The 19,614-nt window shown below is 58.3% G+C and carries 17 protein-coding genes; 7 read left to right on the top strand and 10 right to left on the bottom strand.

The annotated features are described in order from the left end of the window. Positions 1 to 46: 46 nt before the first annotated feature. On the bottom strand, positions 47 to 1,372 hold the full coding sequence (locus ACTQV3_RS06915) for a 6-phospho-alpha-glucosidase (RefSeq protein WP_089573127.1): 1,326 nt from the start codon (positions 1,370 to 1,372) through the stop codon (positions 47 to 49). 298 nt (positions 1,373 to 1,670) lie between these two features. Here ACTQV3_RS06915 and ACTQV3_RS06910 point away from each other — a divergent pair, with 298 nt between their 5' ends. Next, positions 1,671 to 2,420 (top strand): MurR/RpiR family transcriptional regulator, encoded by a 750-nt coding sequence (locus tag ACTQV3_RS06910; RefSeq protein ID WP_117757480.1) that lies wholly within the window; start codon positions 1,671 to 1,673, stop codon positions 2,418 to 2,420. A 60-nt stretch (positions 2,421 to 2,480) separates the two neighbouring features. After that, the gene (locus ACTQV3_RS06905; RefSeq protein ID WP_441083450.1) at positions 2,481 to 2,927 is read left to right on the top strand and encodes a low molecular weight protein-tyrosine-phosphatase; all 447 of its coding nucleotides are present in this window, start codon (positions 2,481 to 2,483) and stop codon (positions 2,925 to 2,927) included. A 154-nt stretch (positions 2,928 to 3,081) separates the two neighbouring features. Here the strand turns inward: ACTQV3_RS06905 and ACTQV3_RS06900 are convergent, their stop codons facing one another. The 3 genes from ACTQV3_RS06900 to ACTQV3_RS06890 form a co-directional block, all read right to left on the bottom strand. Then, positions 3,082 to 4,443, bottom strand: coding sequence for an ATP-binding protein (locus tag ACTQV3_RS06900; RefSeq protein ID WP_441535855.1), 1,362 nt, complete (start codon positions 4,441 to 4,443; stop codon positions 3,082 to 3,084). Positions 4,444 to 4,624: 181 nt separating this feature from the next. Beyond that, the gene (locus ACTQV3_RS06895) at positions 4,625 to 4,954 is read right to left on the bottom strand and encodes a TIGR04076 family protein (protein WP_441535854.1); all 330 of its coding nucleotides are present in this window, start codon (positions 4,952 to 4,954) and stop codon (positions 4,625 to 4,627) included. Then, positions 4,947 to 5,771, bottom strand: a complete 825-nt coding sequence (locus tag ACTQV3_RS06890) for a PfkB family carbohydrate kinase (RefSeq protein ID WP_441048922.1) — start codon at positions 5,769 to 5,771, stop codon at positions 4,947 to 4,949. Before ACTQV3_RS06890 ends, ACTQV3_RS06895 begins: the two co-directional genes overlap by 8 nt. 675 nt (positions 5,772 to 6,446) lie before the next feature. Here ACTQV3_RS06890 and ACTQV3_RS06885 point away from each other — a divergent pair. From ACTQV3_RS06885 to ACTQV3_RS06870, 4 genes are all read left to right on the top strand, one after another. Further along, the gene (locus tag ACTQV3_RS06885) at positions 6,447 to 6,953 is read left to right on the top strand and encodes a MarR family winged helix-turn-helix transcriptional regulator (RefSeq protein WP_154518326.1); all 507 of its coding nucleotides are present in this window, start codon (positions 6,447 to 6,449) and stop codon (positions 6,951 to 6,953) included. Further along, complete coding sequence (locus tag ACTQV3_RS06880; protein WP_441535853.1) at positions 6,946 to 8,787, top strand: ABC transporter ATP-binding protein; 1,842 nt, start codon at positions 6,946 to 6,948, stop codon at positions 8,785 to 8,787. Before ACTQV3_RS06885 ends, ACTQV3_RS06880 begins: the two co-directional genes overlap by 8 nt. After that, entirely contained in the window at positions 8,780 to 10,699 is a 1,920-nt protein-coding gene (locus ACTQV3_RS06875) for an ABC transporter ATP-binding protein (protein WP_441535852.1), read from the top strand. Before ACTQV3_RS06880 ends, ACTQV3_RS06875 begins: the two co-directional genes overlap by 8 nt. 475 nt (positions 10,700 to 11,174) lie before the next feature. Then, the gene (locus tag ACTQV3_RS06870; RefSeq protein WP_441535851.1) at positions 11,175 to 13,322 is read left to right on the top strand and encodes a Tex family protein; all 2,148 of its coding nucleotides are present in this window, start codon (positions 11,175 to 11,177) and stop codon (positions 13,320 to 13,322) included. A gap of 224 nt (positions 13,323 to 13,546) precedes the next feature. On the opposite strand, the gene ACTQV3_RS06865 is transcribed toward ACTQV3_RS06870, so the two are convergent. The 5 genes from ACTQV3_RS06865 to ACTQV3_RS06845 form a co-directional block, all read right to left on the bottom strand. Continuing rightward, positions 13,547 to 14,251, bottom strand: coding sequence for a transaldolase (locus ACTQV3_RS06865; protein WP_441535850.1), 705 nt, complete (start codon positions 14,249 to 14,251; stop codon positions 13,547 to 13,549). Between the two features lie 324 nt (positions 14,252 to 14,575). Next, positions 14,576 to 15,967: a PTS ascorbate transporter subunit IIC gene (locus ACTQV3_RS06860; RefSeq protein WP_117635569.1), complete on the bottom strand. Its 1,392-nt coding sequence runs from the start codon at positions 15,965 to 15,967 to the stop codon at positions 14,576 to 14,578. 72 nt (positions 15,968 to 16,039) lie between these two features. Then, positions 16,040 to 16,315 (bottom strand): PTS sugar transporter subunit IIB, encoded by a 276-nt coding sequence (locus tag ACTQV3_RS06855; protein WP_022094539.1) that lies wholly within the window; start codon positions 16,313 to 16,315, stop codon positions 16,040 to 16,042. 75 nt (positions 16,316 to 16,390) lie between these two features. Beyond that, positions 16,391 to 16,837 (bottom strand): PTS sugar transporter subunit IIA, encoded by a 447-nt coding sequence (locus ACTQV3_RS06850; protein ID WP_154517874.1) that lies wholly within the window; start codon positions 16,835 to 16,837, stop codon positions 16,391 to 16,393. Between the two features lie 9 nt (positions 16,838 to 16,846). Further along, positions 16,847 to 17,557 carry a transaldolase gene (locus ACTQV3_RS06845; RefSeq protein WP_117564350.1) on the bottom strand — a complete coding sequence of 237 codons (711 nt, stop codon included), beginning with the start codon at positions 17,555 to 17,557 and terminating at the stop codon, positions 16,847 to 16,849. 348 nt (positions 17,558 to 17,905) lie between these two features. On the opposite strand from ACTQV3_RS06845, the gene ACTQV3_RS06840 reads away from it, so the two are divergent. Beyond that, on the top strand, positions 17,906 to 18,697 hold the full coding sequence (locus ACTQV3_RS06840) for a DeoR/GlpR family DNA-binding transcription regulator (protein WP_195838607.1): 792 nt from the start codon (positions 17,906 to 17,908) through the stop codon (positions 18,695 to 18,697). A gap of 42 nt (positions 18,698 to 18,739) precedes the next feature. Here ACTQV3_RS06840 and ACTQV3_RS06835 read toward each other — a convergent pair whose 3' ends face one another. After that, entirely contained in the window at positions 18,740 to 19,570 is an 831-nt protein-coding gene (locus tag ACTQV3_RS06835; RefSeq protein ID WP_441067885.1) for an HAD-IIB family hydrolase, read from the bottom strand. Positions 19,571 to 19,614 lie beyond the last annotated feature (44 nt).

Genomic DNA, 19,614 nt, shown 5'->3' with positions numbered 1-19,614 from the left:
TACAACCCACACGCCCCATAACAGTTATCAAACGCTATGGAACTAGCTACTTAAGCTCCGGCCAGTAATCCTTATTGGCCTCGATGAGCTTATCGAGCACCTTACGCGCCTTCTTTGCGTCACCGACCAGACGATTAAGCGTGAGTGCCTGCAGGGCCTTCTCGTAGGAACCCTCCATCCAAGCCTCAACAGTCAGGCGCTCATAGGCGTACTGGTTCTCCATAAGACCGCGATAGAAGGTGCCAATCTTGCCAACCGCATAGGGCTGCGGGCCATTGGCGCCCACGCTTGCCGCGACCTCGACCATGGCGTCATCGGGCATACCCTCGATAATGCCGTTGTTGGGCACGATGACAATGAAGGTCTTATTGGTGTTGCGATAAATGGCCGAGGTGATTTCCACGATCATATCGCCATGAGCATCGTTCTGCACAACCGAAGAGTTCTTTGCGGTGCCGACTTTGGCAACACGCTCGCACTCGGCGAACACGCGCTTCTCACGACCGTTGATAACCTCGTCGGAGCGAGTGTAGTCGGGGTCGAGGTGAGCGACCTTGTACTCGGGATACAGATAGTACTGCAGATAAGTGTTGGGCAGATAGTCGGGGAAGTCCTCGAGCATGTCCTTGACCATGGCGTAGGTATCAAGCCAGGACTGGTCACGCTGCTCGGCATCGGCAGGAAGGAAGCCGTTCTTCTCCGTGTACTCCTTAATCTGCGGGACGAGGTCATGGCCCTCTTCATCGTAGATGTGCTTGAACCAACCGAAGTGATTGAGGCCAAAGTACACGGGCTCCGTCTTGCTCATATCGCGACCGAGCAGGCGACCGTAAGAGCGCATGAGGTTGACAGGCTGGTCGCAGATGTTGAGAACGCGATGCTCATCGGGCAGGACACGCTCGAGACCATATGCCACAATAGCAGCCGGATTGGTGTAATTGATAATCCACGCCTCCGGGCTATGGGCGCGAACGTCGTTGACGATCTCAACCATGTCATGCATGGAGCGCATACCGTAAGCCATGCCGCCAGGGCCCACCGTTTCCTGGCCGATGATTCCCATATGCAGCGGAATCTTCTCGTCCTTGCTACGCATCTCGTAGCCGCCGGTACGAATCTGGCAGAGCACAAAGTCGACGTCGGTGTAAGCCTCGTCCTTATCGGTGGTGTAACCAAACTCCACACCGGGCTCCTCCTCGGCGAAGAGGATCTTGCCAAACTCGCCGATCGGACGCTGGCGCTCGGCATCGATGTCATAGAGCATCACGCGGTTCAGCGGCAGAATGTCCATGTGCTTGGTCAGGGCTTTAAGAATGCCAGGGCACCACGTGGAGCCGCCGCCAACGATCACAATATTGAGCTTATCCTTCATGTTCCGTCCCTCCAGGGTTGGCTGATCGGTGTTCTCGAAGACCTTGGGCTCCGCGGCTGTCCTCGGCTTGCTTCGTTTCGATTGGTATTTTGCGACATAAGGTCGTTTGCAAGTCCCCGTGTGGGCCAATGCGAAACGGGGACACATGATTTCGCTCACGACACAGATATGTGTAGGCAGACACGCGCGTTTGCCCAGTTCATGGGCAATAGGCAATCTTGACCGATTACCGATTTCTCACCTGGCGACACAAAGCGGTACCATATGTACGGCGAGGTGCGAGGGGCTGAAACATCTTATGAAAGATCAAGAATCCTTTTATGATCATGTGCGAGCTGGCGAGAGCAAGCTCAACGATCTCGAAAGCGAGATCATGCGCTACATCATCGAGCTGCGTGATGATATTGACGATGTCACGCTTAAGAGCGTTGCCGAACGGTTCTTCGTCGCTCCCAATACAATCGTCAGGCTTGCCCACAAGCTTGGCTTCTCGGGGTTTACGGAGCTCAAACAATCGTATTCCGCCTCGCTCGATCGCAATCGATTCACTATCGAGGCACTTCCTCTTGATACCCAGCTCGTACAGACCAAAGATCTGCTTAACGACCGGGTCATCGATTCGGTTGTGAGTCTTATCCAGGACGCCTCGCATATCGTCTTCTTCTGCTCGGGCTTTTCGAAATACCCGTGCCTCGAGATGGCTGAAAAGCTCAAAATTATGGGCAAGAACACCGATACGCTCAGTGAACGCCACGTCATGAGGCATTACGCAGAACTCCTCGGCAAAAACGACCTGGTCTTCAGCGTTTCCGTAAGCGGCGAGACGCAGGTGTCTATTGACGCCACATCGATAGCCAAAACGCGTGGGTGCAAGGTCGTCACGCTCACCGGCTTTTCTCGAAATTCCCTCTCGAAACTAGCCGACTACCCTATCTACACCGTGCAAAAAGAAATCCGCTTGGGCAGCATGGACCTCGACAGTCGATTGATGTTCTATTACGTTTTCGAATTGATATTTGAGCGCTACTTCAAACTGGCCAAGAAATAAAACTTGGCATGCGCCCGGCTTCGACTCTTTAGCAGCCTTCTATATGAAAGGTATCGCCCTATGCAACGCGTACTGTTTATCTGCCACGGCAACATCTGCCGCTCGACGATGGCCGAGTCGGTGTTTACCGAGCTCGTGCGCCGCGCTGGGCGCGAGGCGGAGTTTGTCATCGATTCCGCCGCGACCTCGACCGAGGAGCTTGGCAACCCGCCACACCACGGCACCGTTGCCAAGCTGCGCGAAGTCGGGATTCCCGTCGTTGCCCACCGCGCACGCCAGGTGCGCCGCTCGGAGTATGGCGACTGGGACCACATCGTCTATATGGACGACGAGAACGCGCGTGGCCTGCGTCGCATCTTTGGCGACGACCCCGACGGCAAGATTACGCGCTTGCTCGATTGGACCGAGCGCCCCGGCGACGTGGCCGATCCCTGGTACACCGGCAATTTCGATGCCACGTACCGCGACGTGCTCGCCGGCTGCACGGCCATGCTCGAGCAGCTGTAGGCAAGCGAGGTCGCGGGCCACGCCTTCGGCGCGAAACAGGCGCGGATAATCTTCCACATGAAAAATGAGCGTGGGTTTTCTCCCACTTTGAGCGTTCAAGTGCGCTCTAAACGGGAGAAAACCCACGCTCATGAATGTGACAAAGGGACTAGCCCTAGACCGGCTTGACCTCCAGCTTTATCCCCTCGGCGCAGGAGTCGCCCAAAACATCCGAAAGGGCCCAGGTCGCATATAGCGGCAAATAGAGAACTGCTCCGTTGCGCTCAACGTTGCCTCTCGAGAAAACAATCCCGAGCCTTACGCCATATTCAGCCGTATCAAGCACATGACCGAGCGCAGCGTGCGCGTGGTAATAGGAGCCCGATTTAACCTCGATCGGAACAGCCGTCCCATCCGGTCCATCGACCACAAAGTCCACTTCACCGCGCTTTTTTGTCTGATAGTAGTAAAGCTGGCGATTTTGGGCAGCCAGCTGCTGGGCCACCACGTTTTCGTAAATGCCGCCCAGATTGGGCTCCTTGCTATCAAGATACGCCGCTTGGGCGACTCCAACGGGGTAGCGCGCCATCAACATGCCCGTATCCGATTGATATAGCTTGAACTGCGATGGCCGTGCCGTCTTGAGCAGGGGCGATTTTGGCTCTGTTACGATATCGGCTTTGAGAGCAACGCCGGCATCGACAAGCCATACAAAATCTCGCTGATACTTCTCGTAGTGAGCCTTGGGGTCAATGGAATTGAGCACGAAGCGCTTGTTTTCGCCCTCGAGCATAATAGGGAGCTGATCGTAGATGCTCTGCACCTGAAGGGCTCGCCCGCTTGCATACCTGGAGATATCCCGCCGGTACTGTTCATTGAGCTCTGACTGTAGCTGACGAACAGAGGCAAGGTCGCCCTGCGTGTCAAGGAAACGCTGCACGACCTCCGGCATTCCGCCGACAACGGTATAGGTCCTGAAGTTTGCCATCATCGCGTCATGAATGTAATCAGGAATGGGCCTCTCGCTGATACACGCGTCACGTATCGTTTGGCGAGCCCCCTCGCTCACCCCGATTGCCCAGCAAAACTCCTCAAAATCGAGCGGGAACATCCTAAGCTCGTGGACATACCCCACGGGATAGGACCTGACGCCCTTGAACTGAGTCCCGAGCATTGACCCCGAAAACGCCCAACGGCACCTCCCGTCCTCAACAAGGAACTTTGCCATCGTCATGATGTCGGGGGCCTCTTGGACCTCATCGATAAACACGAGTGTTTTGCCTGGCGCAATCGACTTTCCCGAAAGAAGCGTCACCCTGCTGATGAAATCATCGGCATCCCGCGCCTCGAGAAGAGCATCTTTTGCCTGGCGGTTTTCCATGAGGTTAAGCTCGATGTAGGTTGCATGGTTGGCTTTGCCAAATGCGCGAATCGAATAGCTTTTGCCAATCTGGCGAGAACCCGTAATGAACAAGGCCTTTTGCTCGGAAGACTTCAGCCAACGCTCCAGCTCTGCCGCTATTTTCCTGCGCAGCATAGGCTCCCCTCGGTGTCATCATATGAAATGCAGAGTTTTACACGCTTGATTATCGATGAAACGCAGAATTTTTAGAACCTAAAATCGGATGAAACGCAGAGATTTGAGATTATAAGCAAAAAAGAAGGGACACCGCCCGCGAATGTGACAAAGGAACTGTCCTTTGTCACATTGCGCTCAACTACTCGTCGACGATCTCGGCAAGCCAGACGTTCAGCGTATCGACCTCGGGGCAGCAGAACTTTGCCGTGCCGGGCTCGTTGCCGGGCACAGTTCCGCCATAGCGCAGAATATCGATATAGGGAAAGCCAACGTGACAGGCCATGGCGCACATCTTGCCGCGATCGCGGTCGAAGTCGAAGACGTCGCCCGGCTTGTGACCATGGTGGCAGCGGCACGTCCCCAACTGGTCCATGCAGCTCACGCGGATACGCGGACGCTTGCCCCGCGGCGCACCGAGCGGCTTGTTCTCGCCCGCAGGCCTGATGCCGCCCTCGCCAGCATTACTCATGGTCAATCACATCCAAGCAGGCCTCGATGGGAAGACCGGCCGACTTGTCCTCTTGGTCGGCATTGCGCTCGATAAGCTCGGCCACCACACGCATGGCATCGGACGTCGCGCGCTGCAGACTCCAACCTGCCATAACGCGGCCGACGAGCACTGCCGAGAACGTATCGCCCGTGCCCGGGAAATAGACCGGAATAAGCTCAAAGGGAATCGTAAAGTACTCCCCCGCCACATGGTCGTAACCGATAACCGCGTTCGTGCCATTGACCACGGTGCTCGTAATGACCACCGACTTGGCACCCAGCTCGCGCACGGCGTCCACAAGGGCGCGGGCCTCTTCGGGCGTAATTTGCTCGGCAATAGGCCTATCGGCAAGCAGGCACGCCTCGGTATAGTTGGGCACCGCGTAGTCTGCGCACTCCAGCAGGTGCCGCATAAGGCCAATCGTGGACTCGGGCACGCCCGCATAGAGCTTGCCGTTGTCGCCCATGATGGGGTCGACGAACACCTTGGTGCCCTTTTGCGCACGGCGGTGGCAAAAATCCGAGATGATGCGCGTCTCTTCCTCGGTCACGATAAAGCCGGTCGAGATGGCGTCGAACTCAAAGCCGAGTTCTTCCCAGATGGCAAGACTCTGACGCACGTACTCCGTGGTGTCGTGGATGTAGAACTTGGGATAGTTGAGCGTATCGGACACAAGTGCCGTCGGCAGATTGTGGATACGGTAACCCATGTGCGACAGCACCGGCAGCATGGCGGAAAGCGCGACCTTGCCGTAGCCGCACATATCGTTGATCAGCAACAGCTGAGTGTTCTTCATGAGTGTCCCCCTTGGATCGGGCGCGGCGCAACGGCGCCACAGTGCAACTAAGTGTAGCGCAGGGGACGTTGCGAGCGGAGTCGAGCGGCACGAAGGGCAAATTGTTGCGGAAAGGTTTCGGAAACGAGGGGCTAGCTTGCTTCATTGCGGCTCATTTGCCGCCACTTATTCAGTGCCATTTCAAAACTATGCCGGATTACGGGGCTGAACCTGAATGAGCCAACCACACCCCTTATTTTCAAATCATAGCGAACCTTCTACCTGCGGTTTTCTTTTTACCAATTTCGGCATGGTCGGCAATCCGTCATTCAGCCCCGTAATCCGGCATAGTTTTTAAGTTGGTCGTTGGGGACGTTCTTAAACGACTAGTCAAACAAGAACGTCCCCAACGACTATCCCAACAAGGGCAACGCCGATGTTTTGGCGAAGTCAGCGAAAACCCGCCAGAGCGAGCAAGGTGCCTTGAAACGAGGCGGCATTGACCTTCTGGTCATGCCGCCGAAGTTGAAAGGCAGATTGCCGCTCTGGCGGGTTTGCAGCGTCGAGCCGTTACGCGGTTTGGTAAAACCGCGTAACCACTAGTTTGGTACCTTGACTTTGATTTCTCACGCTCCTAAATTGGTTAGGCACAAAACAATTCCACTACCTAACTAAAGAAAGGAGCAGCACTAATTTATGTGCGATGAACCTCTTAGCCTTTGTTCGCACGAGCCCGGCGGAGACCCGTCACAGCCGGCGGATGTATCCGAAGCGGTTAGCTCAGAAGACAAGCTTGCCAAGCGCATCCTCAATAACCTGGGCTTTTGCGGCCATTACATGCATTTTCATGGCGGAGGCGTGTCCGGCAAGGCGCCCATCATCTGCCTACTGGCCAAGCAGCCCGGCGGCGAGATGTCGCAGCAGGAACTCGGCATGCACTTCGGCCTCAAGCCGGGGTCGCTTTCCGAGATCCTGTCCAAGCTCGAGCTCAACGGCCTCATTGAGCGCAGCCGTAACCCCAAGGATCGACGGCAACTCACCATTCGCCTGACCGAAACCGGCCGGGAAAACGCCCGCATCGACCAGGCGGCCCGCATCCGCTTTAGAGAACGGGCCTTTAGCGCGCTCACCCACGACGAGCGCGAGCAGCTCGCCGAAATGCTCGATAAAATCCGCAAAACCTGGGAGGAACTGGATGATTAAAACCCTCATGGGCAGCATCCGCGATTACATGAAGGTCACGATCGCTACGCCGCTGCTGGTGCTTGGCGAGGTAATCTGCCAGATGATGATCCCGTTTATCACCGCCGACATGATCGACGCCATCAAGGACGGCACCGCCGTTACCGAGATGCTGCCCACCGCCGGCCTTCTCGTACTCATCGCGCTGACGTCACTCGCCTTTGGCGCCGCCGCGGGCATCACCTGCAGCCATGCCAGCTGCGGCTTTGCCAAGAACCTGCGTCGCGACCTGTTCTACAAGATCCAGACGTTCAGCTTCGCCAACATCGACGAGTTCTCGACCTCCTCGCTCGTCACGCGCCTCACCACCGACATCAACAACGTGCAGCAGGCCTTTATGATGCTCATCCGCATCGCCGTGCGCTCGCCGCTGGTGCTGGTCTTTGCCTTTAGCATGGCATACGCCATGGGCGGCAGCGTCGCCATGGTCTACCTGGTCATCATTCCGCTGCTGGGCTTTGGCCTGTTCTTTATCATCTATAAGGTGCGCCCGATCTTTACCCGCGTGTTCCGCAAGTACGACGCGCTCAACGAATCGGTCGAGGAAAACGTCACCGGCATGCGCGTGGTCAAGAGCTACGTGCGCGAAGACTTTGAGAAGGAGAAGTTCGCCACCGCCGCGCGCGACGTCCAGATGGACTTCACCCGCGCCGAGAAGTTGCTCGCCTTCAACAACCCCATGATGAACATCTGCGTCAACGGCGCGTTCGTCGTCATCATCTACCTGGGCTCCAAGCTCATCATCACGAGCCAGGGCACCCTGTTCGATGTGGGCCAGCTCTCCTCCATCTTTACCTACGGCTTCCAGATTCTGATGAGCCTAATGCAGCTGTCGATGATCTTTGTCATGGTGACCATGGCAGATGAGTCGGCGCACCGAATTACCGAGGTGCTGGCCGCCGAGCCCACGATCGCTAACCCGACCGAGCCCGTGCACGAGGTTGCCGACGGCTCCATCGACTTCGATCACGTGAGCTTTAAGTATTCCGAGCATGCCCGCCGCCAGGCGCTCGACGATATCGACCTGCATATTAAGAGCGGCGAGACCATCGGCATTATCGGTGGCACCGGCTCGGCCAAGTCGACGCTCGTGAACCTGATCGCCCGTCTGTACGATGTCACGGAGGGCACCGTGCGCGTCGGCGGCGTGGACGTGCGCGACTACGACCTGGACGCGCTGCGCCACCAGGTAGCCATGGTCCTGCAGAAAAACGTGCTGTTTAGCGGCACCATCGCCGAGAACCTGCGCTGGGGCGACCCGAACGCCACCGACGAGGAAGTCCGCGAGGCCGCACATCTGGCCTGCGCCGACGAGTTTGTCGACGGCTTCCCCAAGGGCTACGACACCTGGATCGAGCAGGGCGGCTCCAACGTTTCCGGCGGCCAGAAGCAGCGCCTGTGCATCGCGCGTGCCCTGCTGCGTCGCCCCAAGATCTTGATCCTGGACGACTCCACGAGCGCCGTCGACACCAAGACCGACGCCAAGATCCGCGAGGGCCTGGCGAGCTACCTGCCCAACACGACCAAGCTCATCATCGCCCAGCGCATCAGCTCCGTTCAGGACGCCGACCGCATCATCGTCATGGAGGGTGGCCGCATCAAGGACATCGGCAACCACGATGAGCTGCTCAAGACGAGCGAGGTCTACCGCGAGACCTTTACCTCGCAAAACAAGATGTCTGCCGAGGGCGAGGACGCCGGCGACGTTTCCGGCGATACGACCACGGCGGCAGACAACACCGACACGACCGCACCGCAAGCTCAGACTCAGGAAGGAGGCGAGGCACATGAGTAAGGCCGCTACCGCCGAGCGCGCGCGCAACCGCAAGGGCGGCACCATGACGCGCCTGATCAAGATGCTCTTTGGCTTCTACCCGGTGCTTTTGCCCCTCGTCGTCGCCGGCGTTGTGCTCTGCGCCATCATCAACTCCATCGGCGCGACGTTTCTCCAGAGCGCGCTGCAGGTCATTAGCGAATCGTGGCAGTCGGGCGACTGGACGGCCGCGCAGCCCAAGATTCTGAAGCTCGTGACCACCCTCGGCTGCATCTACGCCGTGGGCGTCGCCTCCTCGCTCTTCTGGAACCGCGCCATGGCCGTCATCACGCAGGGCTCGCTCGAGAAGCTGCGCGAAAAGATGTTCAACCGCATGCAGGACCTGCCGATTCGCTACTTCGACACGCACCAGCGCGGCGACATCATGAGCCACTACACCAACGACATCGACACGCTGCGTCAGATGATCAGCCAATCGCTGCCCAACCTGCTCATGACGATCATCGTCATCGTCACCGTGTTCTTCATCATGCTGTATTACAGCGTGTGGATGTGTCTGGTGATTATTGCCGGCGTCGCCTTTATGACCTTTATGACCAAGCTGCTCGGCTCCAACTCCGCGCGCTTCTTTATCGCGCAGCAGACCGAGCTCGGCGTGGTCGAGGGCCATATCGAGGAAGTCATGAACGGCCAGAAAGTCGTCAAGGCGTTCTGTCACGAGTCCGCTGCCGAGGCCGATTTTGACGAGCGCAACGAGAAGCTCTTCGAGGTCTCGCAGAAGGCCAACATGTACGCCAACATCCTCATGCCGATCCTCGGGAACCTGGGCGACTTGCTCTACGTGCTGGTCGCGCTGACCGGCGGCATCTTCCTGGAGCTGGACGTGCCCAACCTGAGCCTCTCGGGCATGGCACTCTCCATCGCCGTCGTAGTGCCGTTCCTCAACATGACCAAGCAGTTCTGCGGACAGATCGGTCAGATCTCGCAGCAGATCAACGCCGTGGTCATGGGTCTCGCCGGCGCCGACCGCATCTTTGAGCTCATCGACGAGAAGCCCGAGACCGACGAAGGCTACGTGACGCTCGTCAACGCGCAGGTGAACCCCGAGACCTGGCAGCTCGAGGAGGCCGACCACCACACCGGCATGTGGGCATGGAAACACCCGCACCGTGCAACCGGCGAGATCGAGTACGTACCGCTGCGCGGCGACCTGGTCATGGACAACGTCGACTTTGGCTACACGCCCGACCACGAGGTGCTGCACGGCGTGTCCGTGTTTGCCAAGCCGGGCCAGAAGGTCGCATTTGTCGGCGCCACCGGCGCGGGCAAAACGACCATCACCAACCTCATCAACCGCTTCTATGACATCGCCGACGGCAAGATCCGCTACGACGGCATCAACGTCAACAAGATCCGCAAGGCAGATCTGCGCCGCTCGCTGGGCGTGGTGCTGCAGGACGTGAACCTGTTCACCGGCACTGTGATGGACAACATCCGCTACGGCAACCTGGACGCCACCGACGAGGAGTGCATCGCGGCGGCCAAGCTCGCGGGCGCCGACGACTTTATCACCCGCCTGCCCGACGGCTACGACACCATGCTCACCGGCAACGGCGCCCAGCTGTCGCAGGGCCAGCGCCAGCTGATTTCGATCGCACGCGCCGCCGTCGCCGATCCGCCGGCAATGATTCTGGACGAGGCCACGTCGAGCATCGACACCCGCACCGAGGCCATCGTGCAAGCAGGCATGGATAAGCTCATGGAGGGCCGCACGACGTTTGTCATCGCGCACCGCCTGTCCACCGTGCGCAACGCCGACGCAATCATCTGCCTGGATCACGGCCGCATCATCGAGCGTGGCAACCACGACGAGCTGATCGCCAAGCGCGGATATTACTACCAGCTCTACACCGGAGCGTTTGAGCTGGAGTAGCTCAAAACATCCCCTACGCTCCCAACGGACCTCCCCGAGGGAGACGGGGTGTTTACTCCGTGCTCAAACATTCTCGCTTCGCTGCGAAACTGCGCGCGGAGCAAACACCCCCGTCTCCCTCGGGGAGCGCCTGCGCACACGGTCTTTTCTCGCAGCCTGAAAAGAAGTGGTGAGGCCCTGGCCGTTTGGCCAGGGCCTCGTTTTGTAAGGATGATTTGGGAGGTGGTGGAGGAACAGTCTTTTTGGGACGGGGCTAAATTAGCTGGTTCTCCATCCCAATATCGATGAATCAACAAATCGCAACTGAGCCCTAATCCAAAAACAGCTAATTTAGCCCCGTCCCAAAAAGACTGGTCAAGCTAACGGAACACCGTAGCTAAAAAAGCCCCGTCCCAAAAAGACTGCTTTGGCAGAACGTCGGGTGGTATCCTTGGTAGCCCTGTGCTGCAAACGCACCTCAAACGCAAGGAGTCTCATGGATCTTATCGCCCAGCTCGCCCGCGAGCTCAACCTTAAGGCCGCCAACGTCGAGGCGGCCGTCAAGCTCATCGACGAGGGCAACACCATCCCCTTTATTTCGCGCTACCGCAAGGAAGCCACGGGCGGCATGGACGACGTCGCCCTGCGCGCACTCGACGAGCGCCTGTCCTACCTGCGCAATCTTGAGCAGCGTAAAGAGGACGTCATCCTGCTCATCGACGCCCAGGGCAAACTCACGCCCGAACTCGAGCAGCAGATTCGCGAGGCCACGCAGCTCCAGCGTGTCGAGGACCTCTACAAGCCCTACCGCAAAAAGCGCATGACTCGCGCGCAGAAGGCCCGCGAGGCAGGCCTTGAGCCGCTCGCCAACATGATCATCATGCAGGCCTCGGCCAAGGGCAGTGCACTCGACGCCGCCGCGGCATACGTCAACGAGGAGGCCGGCTTCGACACGCCCGAAAAGGCGCTTGCCGGCGCGGCGGACATCGTGGCCGAGACGGTGGCCGAGGACCCCGAGAACGTCGCCGACCTGCGCGCCTTTACGCAGAACACCGCCGACATCGTCGTCGAGGCCACCGACCCCACCGAGAAGACTCCCTACGAGCCGTACTACAGCTATGACGAGCCGCTGCGCCGTATTCCCAACCACCGCGTGCTGGCTATCGACCGCGGTGAGCGCGAGGGCAAGCTCCGCGTGCGCGTGAACGTCGACGGCACTGCCGCCACGGCGCGCCTCGGCAGCCGTTGGCCCCGACGCCAGGGCGTGTTTGCGCCCGTCTTTGATGCCGCCATCGCCGACGGTTACAAGCGCCTCATGGCCCCCTCGCTGGAGCGCGAGGCCCGCGCCAAGCTCACCGTCCGCGCGCAGACCGAGGCCATCAACGTCTTTGCCAAGAATCTCGAGGGCCTGCTCTCGGCACGCCCCGTACGCGGCGCCCGTGTGCTCGCACTCGATCCGGGCTACCGTACCGGCTGCAAGGTCGCCGTCATGGACGAGACCGGCAAGCTACTCGACCACGGCGTGGTCTACCCCACCAAGCCGCGCCACGACGTCGCCGGCACCAAGCGTGAGCTCGCCCGCCTCGTCAAGAAGGACGGCGTCAACACCATTGTCATCGGCAACGGCACCGCCAGCCGCGAGACCGAGGAAGTCGTCTCGGAGTTCATCGCCGAGCAGGCGCCTGGACTGCGATACACCATCGTCAACGAAGCCGGCGCATCGGTGTACTCCGCCTCCGAGCTCGCAAGCCAGGAGTATCCCGATCTGGACGTCACCGTGCGCGGCGCCATGAGCCTGGGCCGTCGCCTGCAAGACCCGTTGGCAGAGCTCGTCAAGATTCCGCCTCAGTCCATCGGCGTTGGCCAGTACCAGCACGACCTTGACCAGGCCGAGCTTTCGCGCACCCTGGGACATGTGGTGGAGGACGTCGTCAACCGCGTGGGCGTAGACGTAAACACTGCAAGTGCGAGCCTGCTGGGATACGTATCGGGCATCACGCCGAGCGTAGCCAAAAACATCGTGGCCTACCGCGAGGAGAACGGCGCCTTTACCGATCGCCGCCAGCTCAAGAAGGTCCCCAAGCTGGGACCCAAGGCATATCTCAACGCCGCGGGCTTCCTGCGCATCAGCGGCGGTAAGAACCCGCTCGATGCGACGAGCGTCCACCCCGAAAGCTACGAGGTGGCCACGGCCGTCCTGGAGCGTGCGGGTGTGGCGGCAAGCGAGCTCAGCCGCGGCGGCGTGCCCGACATCGAGCGACGCATCGGCAGCATTTCGGCGCTGGCAAGCGACCTGGACTGCGGCACCCTCACGCTCATCGACATCGTCAACGAGCTCAAGAAGCCTGGCCGGGACCCGCGCGACGACGCGCCCGAGGTGGTCTTTAGCCGCTCAGCACTTTCCATCGACGACCTGGAACCCGGCATGGAGCTCAAGGGCACGGTGCGCAACGTTGTGGACTTTGGCGCCTTCGTCGACGTGGGTGTGCACCAGGACGGCCTCGTGCATATCTCCAAGCTGGCCAACCGCTTTGTCAAGCACCCCAGCGACGTGGTGCGCGTCGGCGACACGGTCAAGGTGTGGGTCGAAAAGGTCGATCGCGACCGCAAGAAAATCTCCCTCACCATGGTGCAGGGCAAATAGCCGCCAAAGCGGACGTCCCCCTCTTCGCGGCGTGCAAAATTGCGAGTATTCAGCATCTCCCGATAGCCCCGCGGCGCTTCAGAGGGCCATAAAAGCAAAAACGGCCCCCGTTTTGGCGTTTTAGGGCCAAAACGGGGGCCGTTCCGCGCTTCAACCAGCTGGTAAAAGTCTTTACCATGCTGAAAACTCGCGATTTTGCACGTCGCTGCAGGGGGTACCCTTGCTTAGGGCAGAATATGGAAACCCAAAGCGGCGATATCCTTGGCAAAACCGCGTACGGTATCGAGCGAAACCTCGTACGGGTCACGGCCGATGTTCTTGCGCTTGGCCAGGATGCTATTTGGCACCGTGATAATCTGGCAACCGCAGGCCTCGGCCTGGTAAATGTTGATGAGCTCACGCGTGGACGCCCACAGGACCTCGCAGTTGGGCTTGGCGGCGGCCTTCTTGACTGACTCCGTCATAAACGGAATGGGATCGACGCCGGTATCGGCGATGCGGCCGGCAAAAAGCGAGATGATGGACGGCGTCTCGGCGTCAACGGCCTCGACCATCTCATCGACCTGCGTAGGCGTAAAGATAGTGGTGGCGTTGACCTTGATGCCATCGGCCGAAAGCTTGCGGACCAGCTCGGCGGTGGACTCGCCCTTGGTGGTCACGCATGGAATCTTGACGTAGACGTTCTCGGCCCAGGTAGCAATCTCGCGGGCCTCGACCTCCATGGTCTCGACGTCGTCGGCAAAGACCTCAAACGAGACGGACACATCGGTGATGTGGGCCAGAACCTCCTTGGCAAACGCGCGGTAATCCGTCACGCCACCCTTCTTCATAAGGGACGGGTTGGTCGTGAAACCCTGAACGTTGCCGTTCTCGTACATGTCGAGCATGCCCTCGAGGTTTGCACCGTCAGCGAACACCTTGATTGCCATCTGCCTGATTCCTTTCGTTTGCATACGACCGATAAACTGTTAAAAACTTTACCTACGTTTATCAAGGCGTGAGCTGCGGTTTTTTATCTTCTCGGCGAACGGTTTTGCGGTTTTACCATTTTTATATCGACGCCCCAGCGGCAAAACGTTTTTGCTAATCATCGCGGTTGCTTCCGTTCGCGGCGCTGAAACAGCGCTTCACCGGCGCGTTTTCACAACCGCTCCAAAACAAAAAGCGGCGACGCCTCATTTGAGACGTCACCGCTTCCGTGTAGGAGCCGGTTATCGGAGCTCCGCCCGATTAGGGCTTAACGTATGCCTGGATTACTCTTCCTCAACGTGGTTGATCACAGCACCCTTGGTGTGGATGAAGTTGGGGACGAAGGCGACGATCAGAAGGACGGCGAGAATCGCGTAGACACCGGTGGTACCGAAGGCCTCGGCAGCGCGGCCGAGCGTAATACCAATGACGGAGAAGTCGAAGTCGCCGAACGTAGTGTTCTTGAAGCCAAAGACGTCAAGAACGGGCAGGAGCAGGGCCGGGGCAAAGGTGATGAGCAGGCCGTTGACGAAAGCGCCAAGAGCTGCGCCCTTGCGACCGCCCGTGGCATTGCCGTAGATACCGGCGGTAGCACCGCAGAAGAAGTGGGGAACCATGCCCGGGATGATGAAGATGCCCAGGGTAGCGCCCACGATGAACATACCGACAACGCCACCGATAAAGGAAGCGACAAAGCCGAGGATGACGGCGGTGGGAGCATAGGGGAAGAAGACAGCGCAGTCGACGGCGGGGATGGCACCGGGGATCAGCTTGTTGGAGATGCCCTGGAAAGCCGGGACCAGGTCGGCGAGAATCATACGGACGCCGTTGTAGACGATAGTGACACCGACGGCGAAGGACAGGGCACAAGTCAGGGCATAGACGATCACATTGTCGCCGCCAGCGGTCTTGGTAACGACCGCAGGGTCTGCGATGTAAGCGGCAAAAGCGGTAACCAGATAGAAGAAGGCCATGGTAAGAGCCGTGGAGATGGTGGTGTCGCGCAGGAAGGCAAACTTCTCGGGAACCTCGATCTTCTCGGTGCTGTTCTCCTCGGCGTCCTTAGCAAAAAGCGTACCGACTGCAGCGGAGATGTAATAGGCGAGTGAACCGAAGTGGCCCATGGCGATTTCATCGCCATCGGTAACCTTCTCGGTGAAACGCTGACCAACGGCGGGAAGCATAGCGCTCACGAGGCCCAGGAACATGCCGCCCACGATGACAAGCTGGACATCCTGGAAGCCAGATGCCTGCAGAACGGCAGACAGCAGGCAAGCCATAAACATGCTGTGATGGCCCGTCAGGAAGATGTACTTAAACTTGGTAAAGCGGGCAATGATAATGTTCACGACGTAGCCGAGAATCAGGATCATCATGGTCTGAACGCCAAGGACGCTCTGAGCCATCGAAACGACAACCTCGTTGTTGGGCACGACGCCGGTGATGTGGAAACCGGTCTCGATGAAGGTACCCAGCGGGGCAAGGTTCTCCTGAACAACAGCGGCGCCGGCAGACAGCATGATGTAACCAAGAATGGGCTTCAGGGTTCCCGTCATCACCTTGTGGGCAGGGCGCTTGAGCGCAACAAGGCCCACAAAGGCAAACAGACCCATGATCCACGCTGGCTTGGTCAGAATCGATTGGATAAACTCAAGTATGGGAAGGATGGCTTGCATCTGCGCTTCCTTTCTCTCTAACGTGGGCGCGTTTCCCTCTTCCACAGGGAACCGCCCTTTTTTTATGCCGCTTTAGGCGTTAGCAGCGGCCGCCTTGATTGCCTCAAGGGCGTCTTCGCGGATCTTCTTCTTGTTCACATAGCTGCGAACGATCACAACGTTGCCGTGGAGCTCGGGGGCGAGCTCCTTAACGGTGATGAACAGATCCGGATTTGCGGAAGAAGCACCGTTCAGGTCCATAGACTCAACGTCGGCCTTGATGCCCTCCTCCTCGCAAAGCTCCTCGACTTTGCCAGCGAGCATCAGGCTAGACCCGATGCCGTTTCCGCATACGGTGATGATATGCATGGCAACCTTCCTCTCCTACACGTGACGGTTTTCCGTCTATCCAAAAGCGGCGACGCATCGCCGTGCCATTAAGGCCTAAAAGAATGAACGCATGGTCTCCAAAACCTGCTCGGGCGTATCGCATGCGCTGAGCTTGGCAACGCAGTCCTCGTCCTCGAACATCTGCGAAAGCTCCGCCAAGCAGCCAAGATGAGCCTTGGGGTCGGGTGCGCAAATACCCACGAGCACGTGAACCGGATCGAAATCCTCATGTCCAAATGCAACGGCAGGGTCAAGCGTGACAATGCAGATGCCGGCCTCGCTCACATTGCCATCGGCCTGAGCGTGAGGCATGGCAATGCCCTCTTCCAAGACCATATAGGGACCGAATTTGTGAACCGACGAAATCATGGCGTCAACATAGCTCTGGTCGCATTTGCCGGCGTCAACGAGCAGCTTACCGCACGCCTTGATCGCTTCCTCCCAATCGGAGGCCTCGACGTGGCAGGCAACAAGCTCGGGCTTAAGAAGATCGGTCAGCATGCTCGCCCCCTACTCCTCGGGCAGGATATGGAAACCAAGTGCCTGAATGTCGCGGGCGAAGCCCTTGACCGTATCAAGCGAGTACTCGAGTAAATCTTTTCCGAAATTCTTGCGCTTGGCAAGAAGGGCATTGGGGACCGTAATGATTTGGCAGCCAACGGACTCCGCCTGGAAGATATTGAGGACCTCGCGCGTAGACGCCCAAAGAACCTCGGCAGCAGGCTTGACGGCAGCCTTCTTTACGGACTCCGCCATGAGGGGCAGCGGATCGACGCCGGTATCGGCAATGCGACCGGCAAAGATGGACAGAATAGAGGGGGTCTCGGCAGAGACGGCATCGACAAACTCGTCGACCTGCTCGGGCGTGAAGATGGTAGTGACATTCACCTTGATACCGTCGGCAGAAAGGCGCTTGACCAGCGCGGCGGTGGACTCGCCCTTGGTGTTGAGTGCCGGGATCTTAACGTAGACGTTGTCTGCCCAGGTTGCAATCTCGCGGGCCTCGGCTTCCATACCCGCCTCGTCGTCGGCAAATACCTCAAAAGAGACCGACACATCGGTGATGTGCTCAAGAACCGTCTTGGCAAAAGCGCGATAGTCAGTCACGCCACCGGCCTTCATAAGGGAAGGATTGGTCGTGAAACCCTGAACGTTACCATTGTCATGCATGTCAAGCATGCCTTCGAGGTTAGCGCCGTCGGCAAACACCTTGATCGCCATGTTCGGTCCTTTCTCATCTAGCACTATTGCTATCGAAAGCCTTCTTCTTTGTTTCAAAAGCTTTTCGGTTTTCTTTTATAAACCATTTCAAAAGCTATCGAAAGCTCAATTGTCATCTTTCCGTGAACGGTCGAATATCGGGTGTGAACGTACTTCTTTTGGGCGGCACCTTCAGAACAAGACCCTCTACACGCTATTTAAGTGTAAACTATCTGCTACGCATGCATTTGGGACATGCCATTCCGTTCATTTGATTCATTCGATTTTGCCTTGTCCTTTTCATATCGATACGTTATATTTCGATTACGAAAGGCGTATCTTTTGCCTTTCGTTCAAAAGGAGCGGCATATGGCATCTACTTCAGACCTTTCACCGGCCGAGCGTCAGCGATTTATTATGAACTGGCTGGCCGAAAAGCCAAATATCTCGGTATCCGACATCGTTCGCCGTTTTTCGGTTTCGGAAGTCACCGCACGACACGACCTCGTCTCGCTGGAATCCGAAGGCAAGCTGCGTCGCGTACGCGGCGGAGCGGTATCGCTTTCTCGCTCCAACGCAATCTCGTATCCCGAGGAGCGTATCAATGTCCAAGTCGAGGCCAAAGAGGCCATCGCCGCAACCGCGGCAACTCTTGTTGATGATGGCGATGTTCTGGTAATTGATATCGGCACCACAGGCTTTTACTTCGCTAAGGCCCTCATGGACAAGCGTGAGATCACCATTATCACCGGCGATCTTGCAATCGCGAACTATGCCAGCTTTAATCTCCCCAATGCTTCGGTAGTGCTGCTGGGCGGCTCCGTGCGCAAGGGCCACCTCTATCTCGCGGGCGCACTAACGCTCGACTGCATGAGCAAACTCCATGCCGACAAGGCGTTTGTCAGTGCCGACGGATTCCACCCCGACCACGGTTTTACCGTCGAGCACGACTTCTCAGCCATGATCAAGCATATGTACCTGACCAACTCAAACCAGAGTTACATGATGGTTGACCAGGGAAAGTTCAACAAGACCAGTTTTTATCAGTCCGCGCAGATCGATGACCTCGATGGCATCATCGTTGATGGAGACGACGAGGGCATCATGACGGCGGCGATCGAGAGCAGTCGCAGCCATCCCAAGCTCTATATTGCAAAATAGCTCAAATGGCCGGGTCGCCCCCCCTGCGGGCGACCCGGCCATTTATTCAATCAACCCAAAATGCCGCATCGCTGTGACGGTGCCGTCGTGTGCGACATCGTCGGTCACGTAGTCGGCGACCGCCTTGACCTCGGGCATGGCGTTGCCCATGGCGACAGCCGTCTCGACCGCAGCGAGCATGCCCAGGTCGTTGCCCGAATCGCCGAAGCCAAAGGTGCGCGCATTTCCCTCGCGGCCCAGATACGCCAGCGCTCGCGCCACGCCCACGCCCTTGTCAATGCCCTTGGGGCTCAGCTCGCGATTCTGACCACCGGTGTTGCACAGCTCAAACTCGCAATCGATAAAGCCGTCATCATTGGCTACGCGAGCCAAACTGGGCACACTGAGGCATACCTTGCCCACGCGCAGACTGCCGTCGACGCGCATTTCCTCGGTGCTGTGCACCACAGAAGTGCCGATCAGAGACGACTGCTCAACGCCCACAGGCTCCAGGGCAAAAGTAGCCACGTTGGTCTCGAAAAAGGTCTCAATCCCTGCCGCGGCCATACGGCGCGCAAGCTCCTCGATAACGTCCTCGTCAAAGCAGTCCTCGTGTACCACGCGTCCCTCGACCTCGAGCGTGGCGCCTGCCATGGCCACGACGCCCGCGGGGTCGAGCGCACGCAGGCTATCGGCGATAAGCCACAGGGGGCGATCCGTGCAGATAAATGCCTTGTGCCCTGCATCGCGCAGTGCACGGAACGCCTCAACCACCGTCTGCGAGGGGCGAACCGCCGAAAAGTCCTTATCGGTCATATCGTCGGGATCGAACGACGTCAGCGTGCCGTCCACGTCAAAAAAGAGCACGGCGGAATCGGGGCACGCATCAATCATATGGGTTCCTTTCGAGGATAAGGGCAAACGAAGCATCCATCATA

Origin of the sequence: Collinsella sp. LCP19S3_A7 (assembly GCF_052121995.1) — a bacterium.
Classification (GTDB): domain Bacteria; phylum Actinomycetota; class Coriobacteriia; order Coriobacteriales; family Coriobacteriaceae; genus Collinsella.
This window is presented reverse-complemented; position numbering and strand designations above follow the sequence as displayed.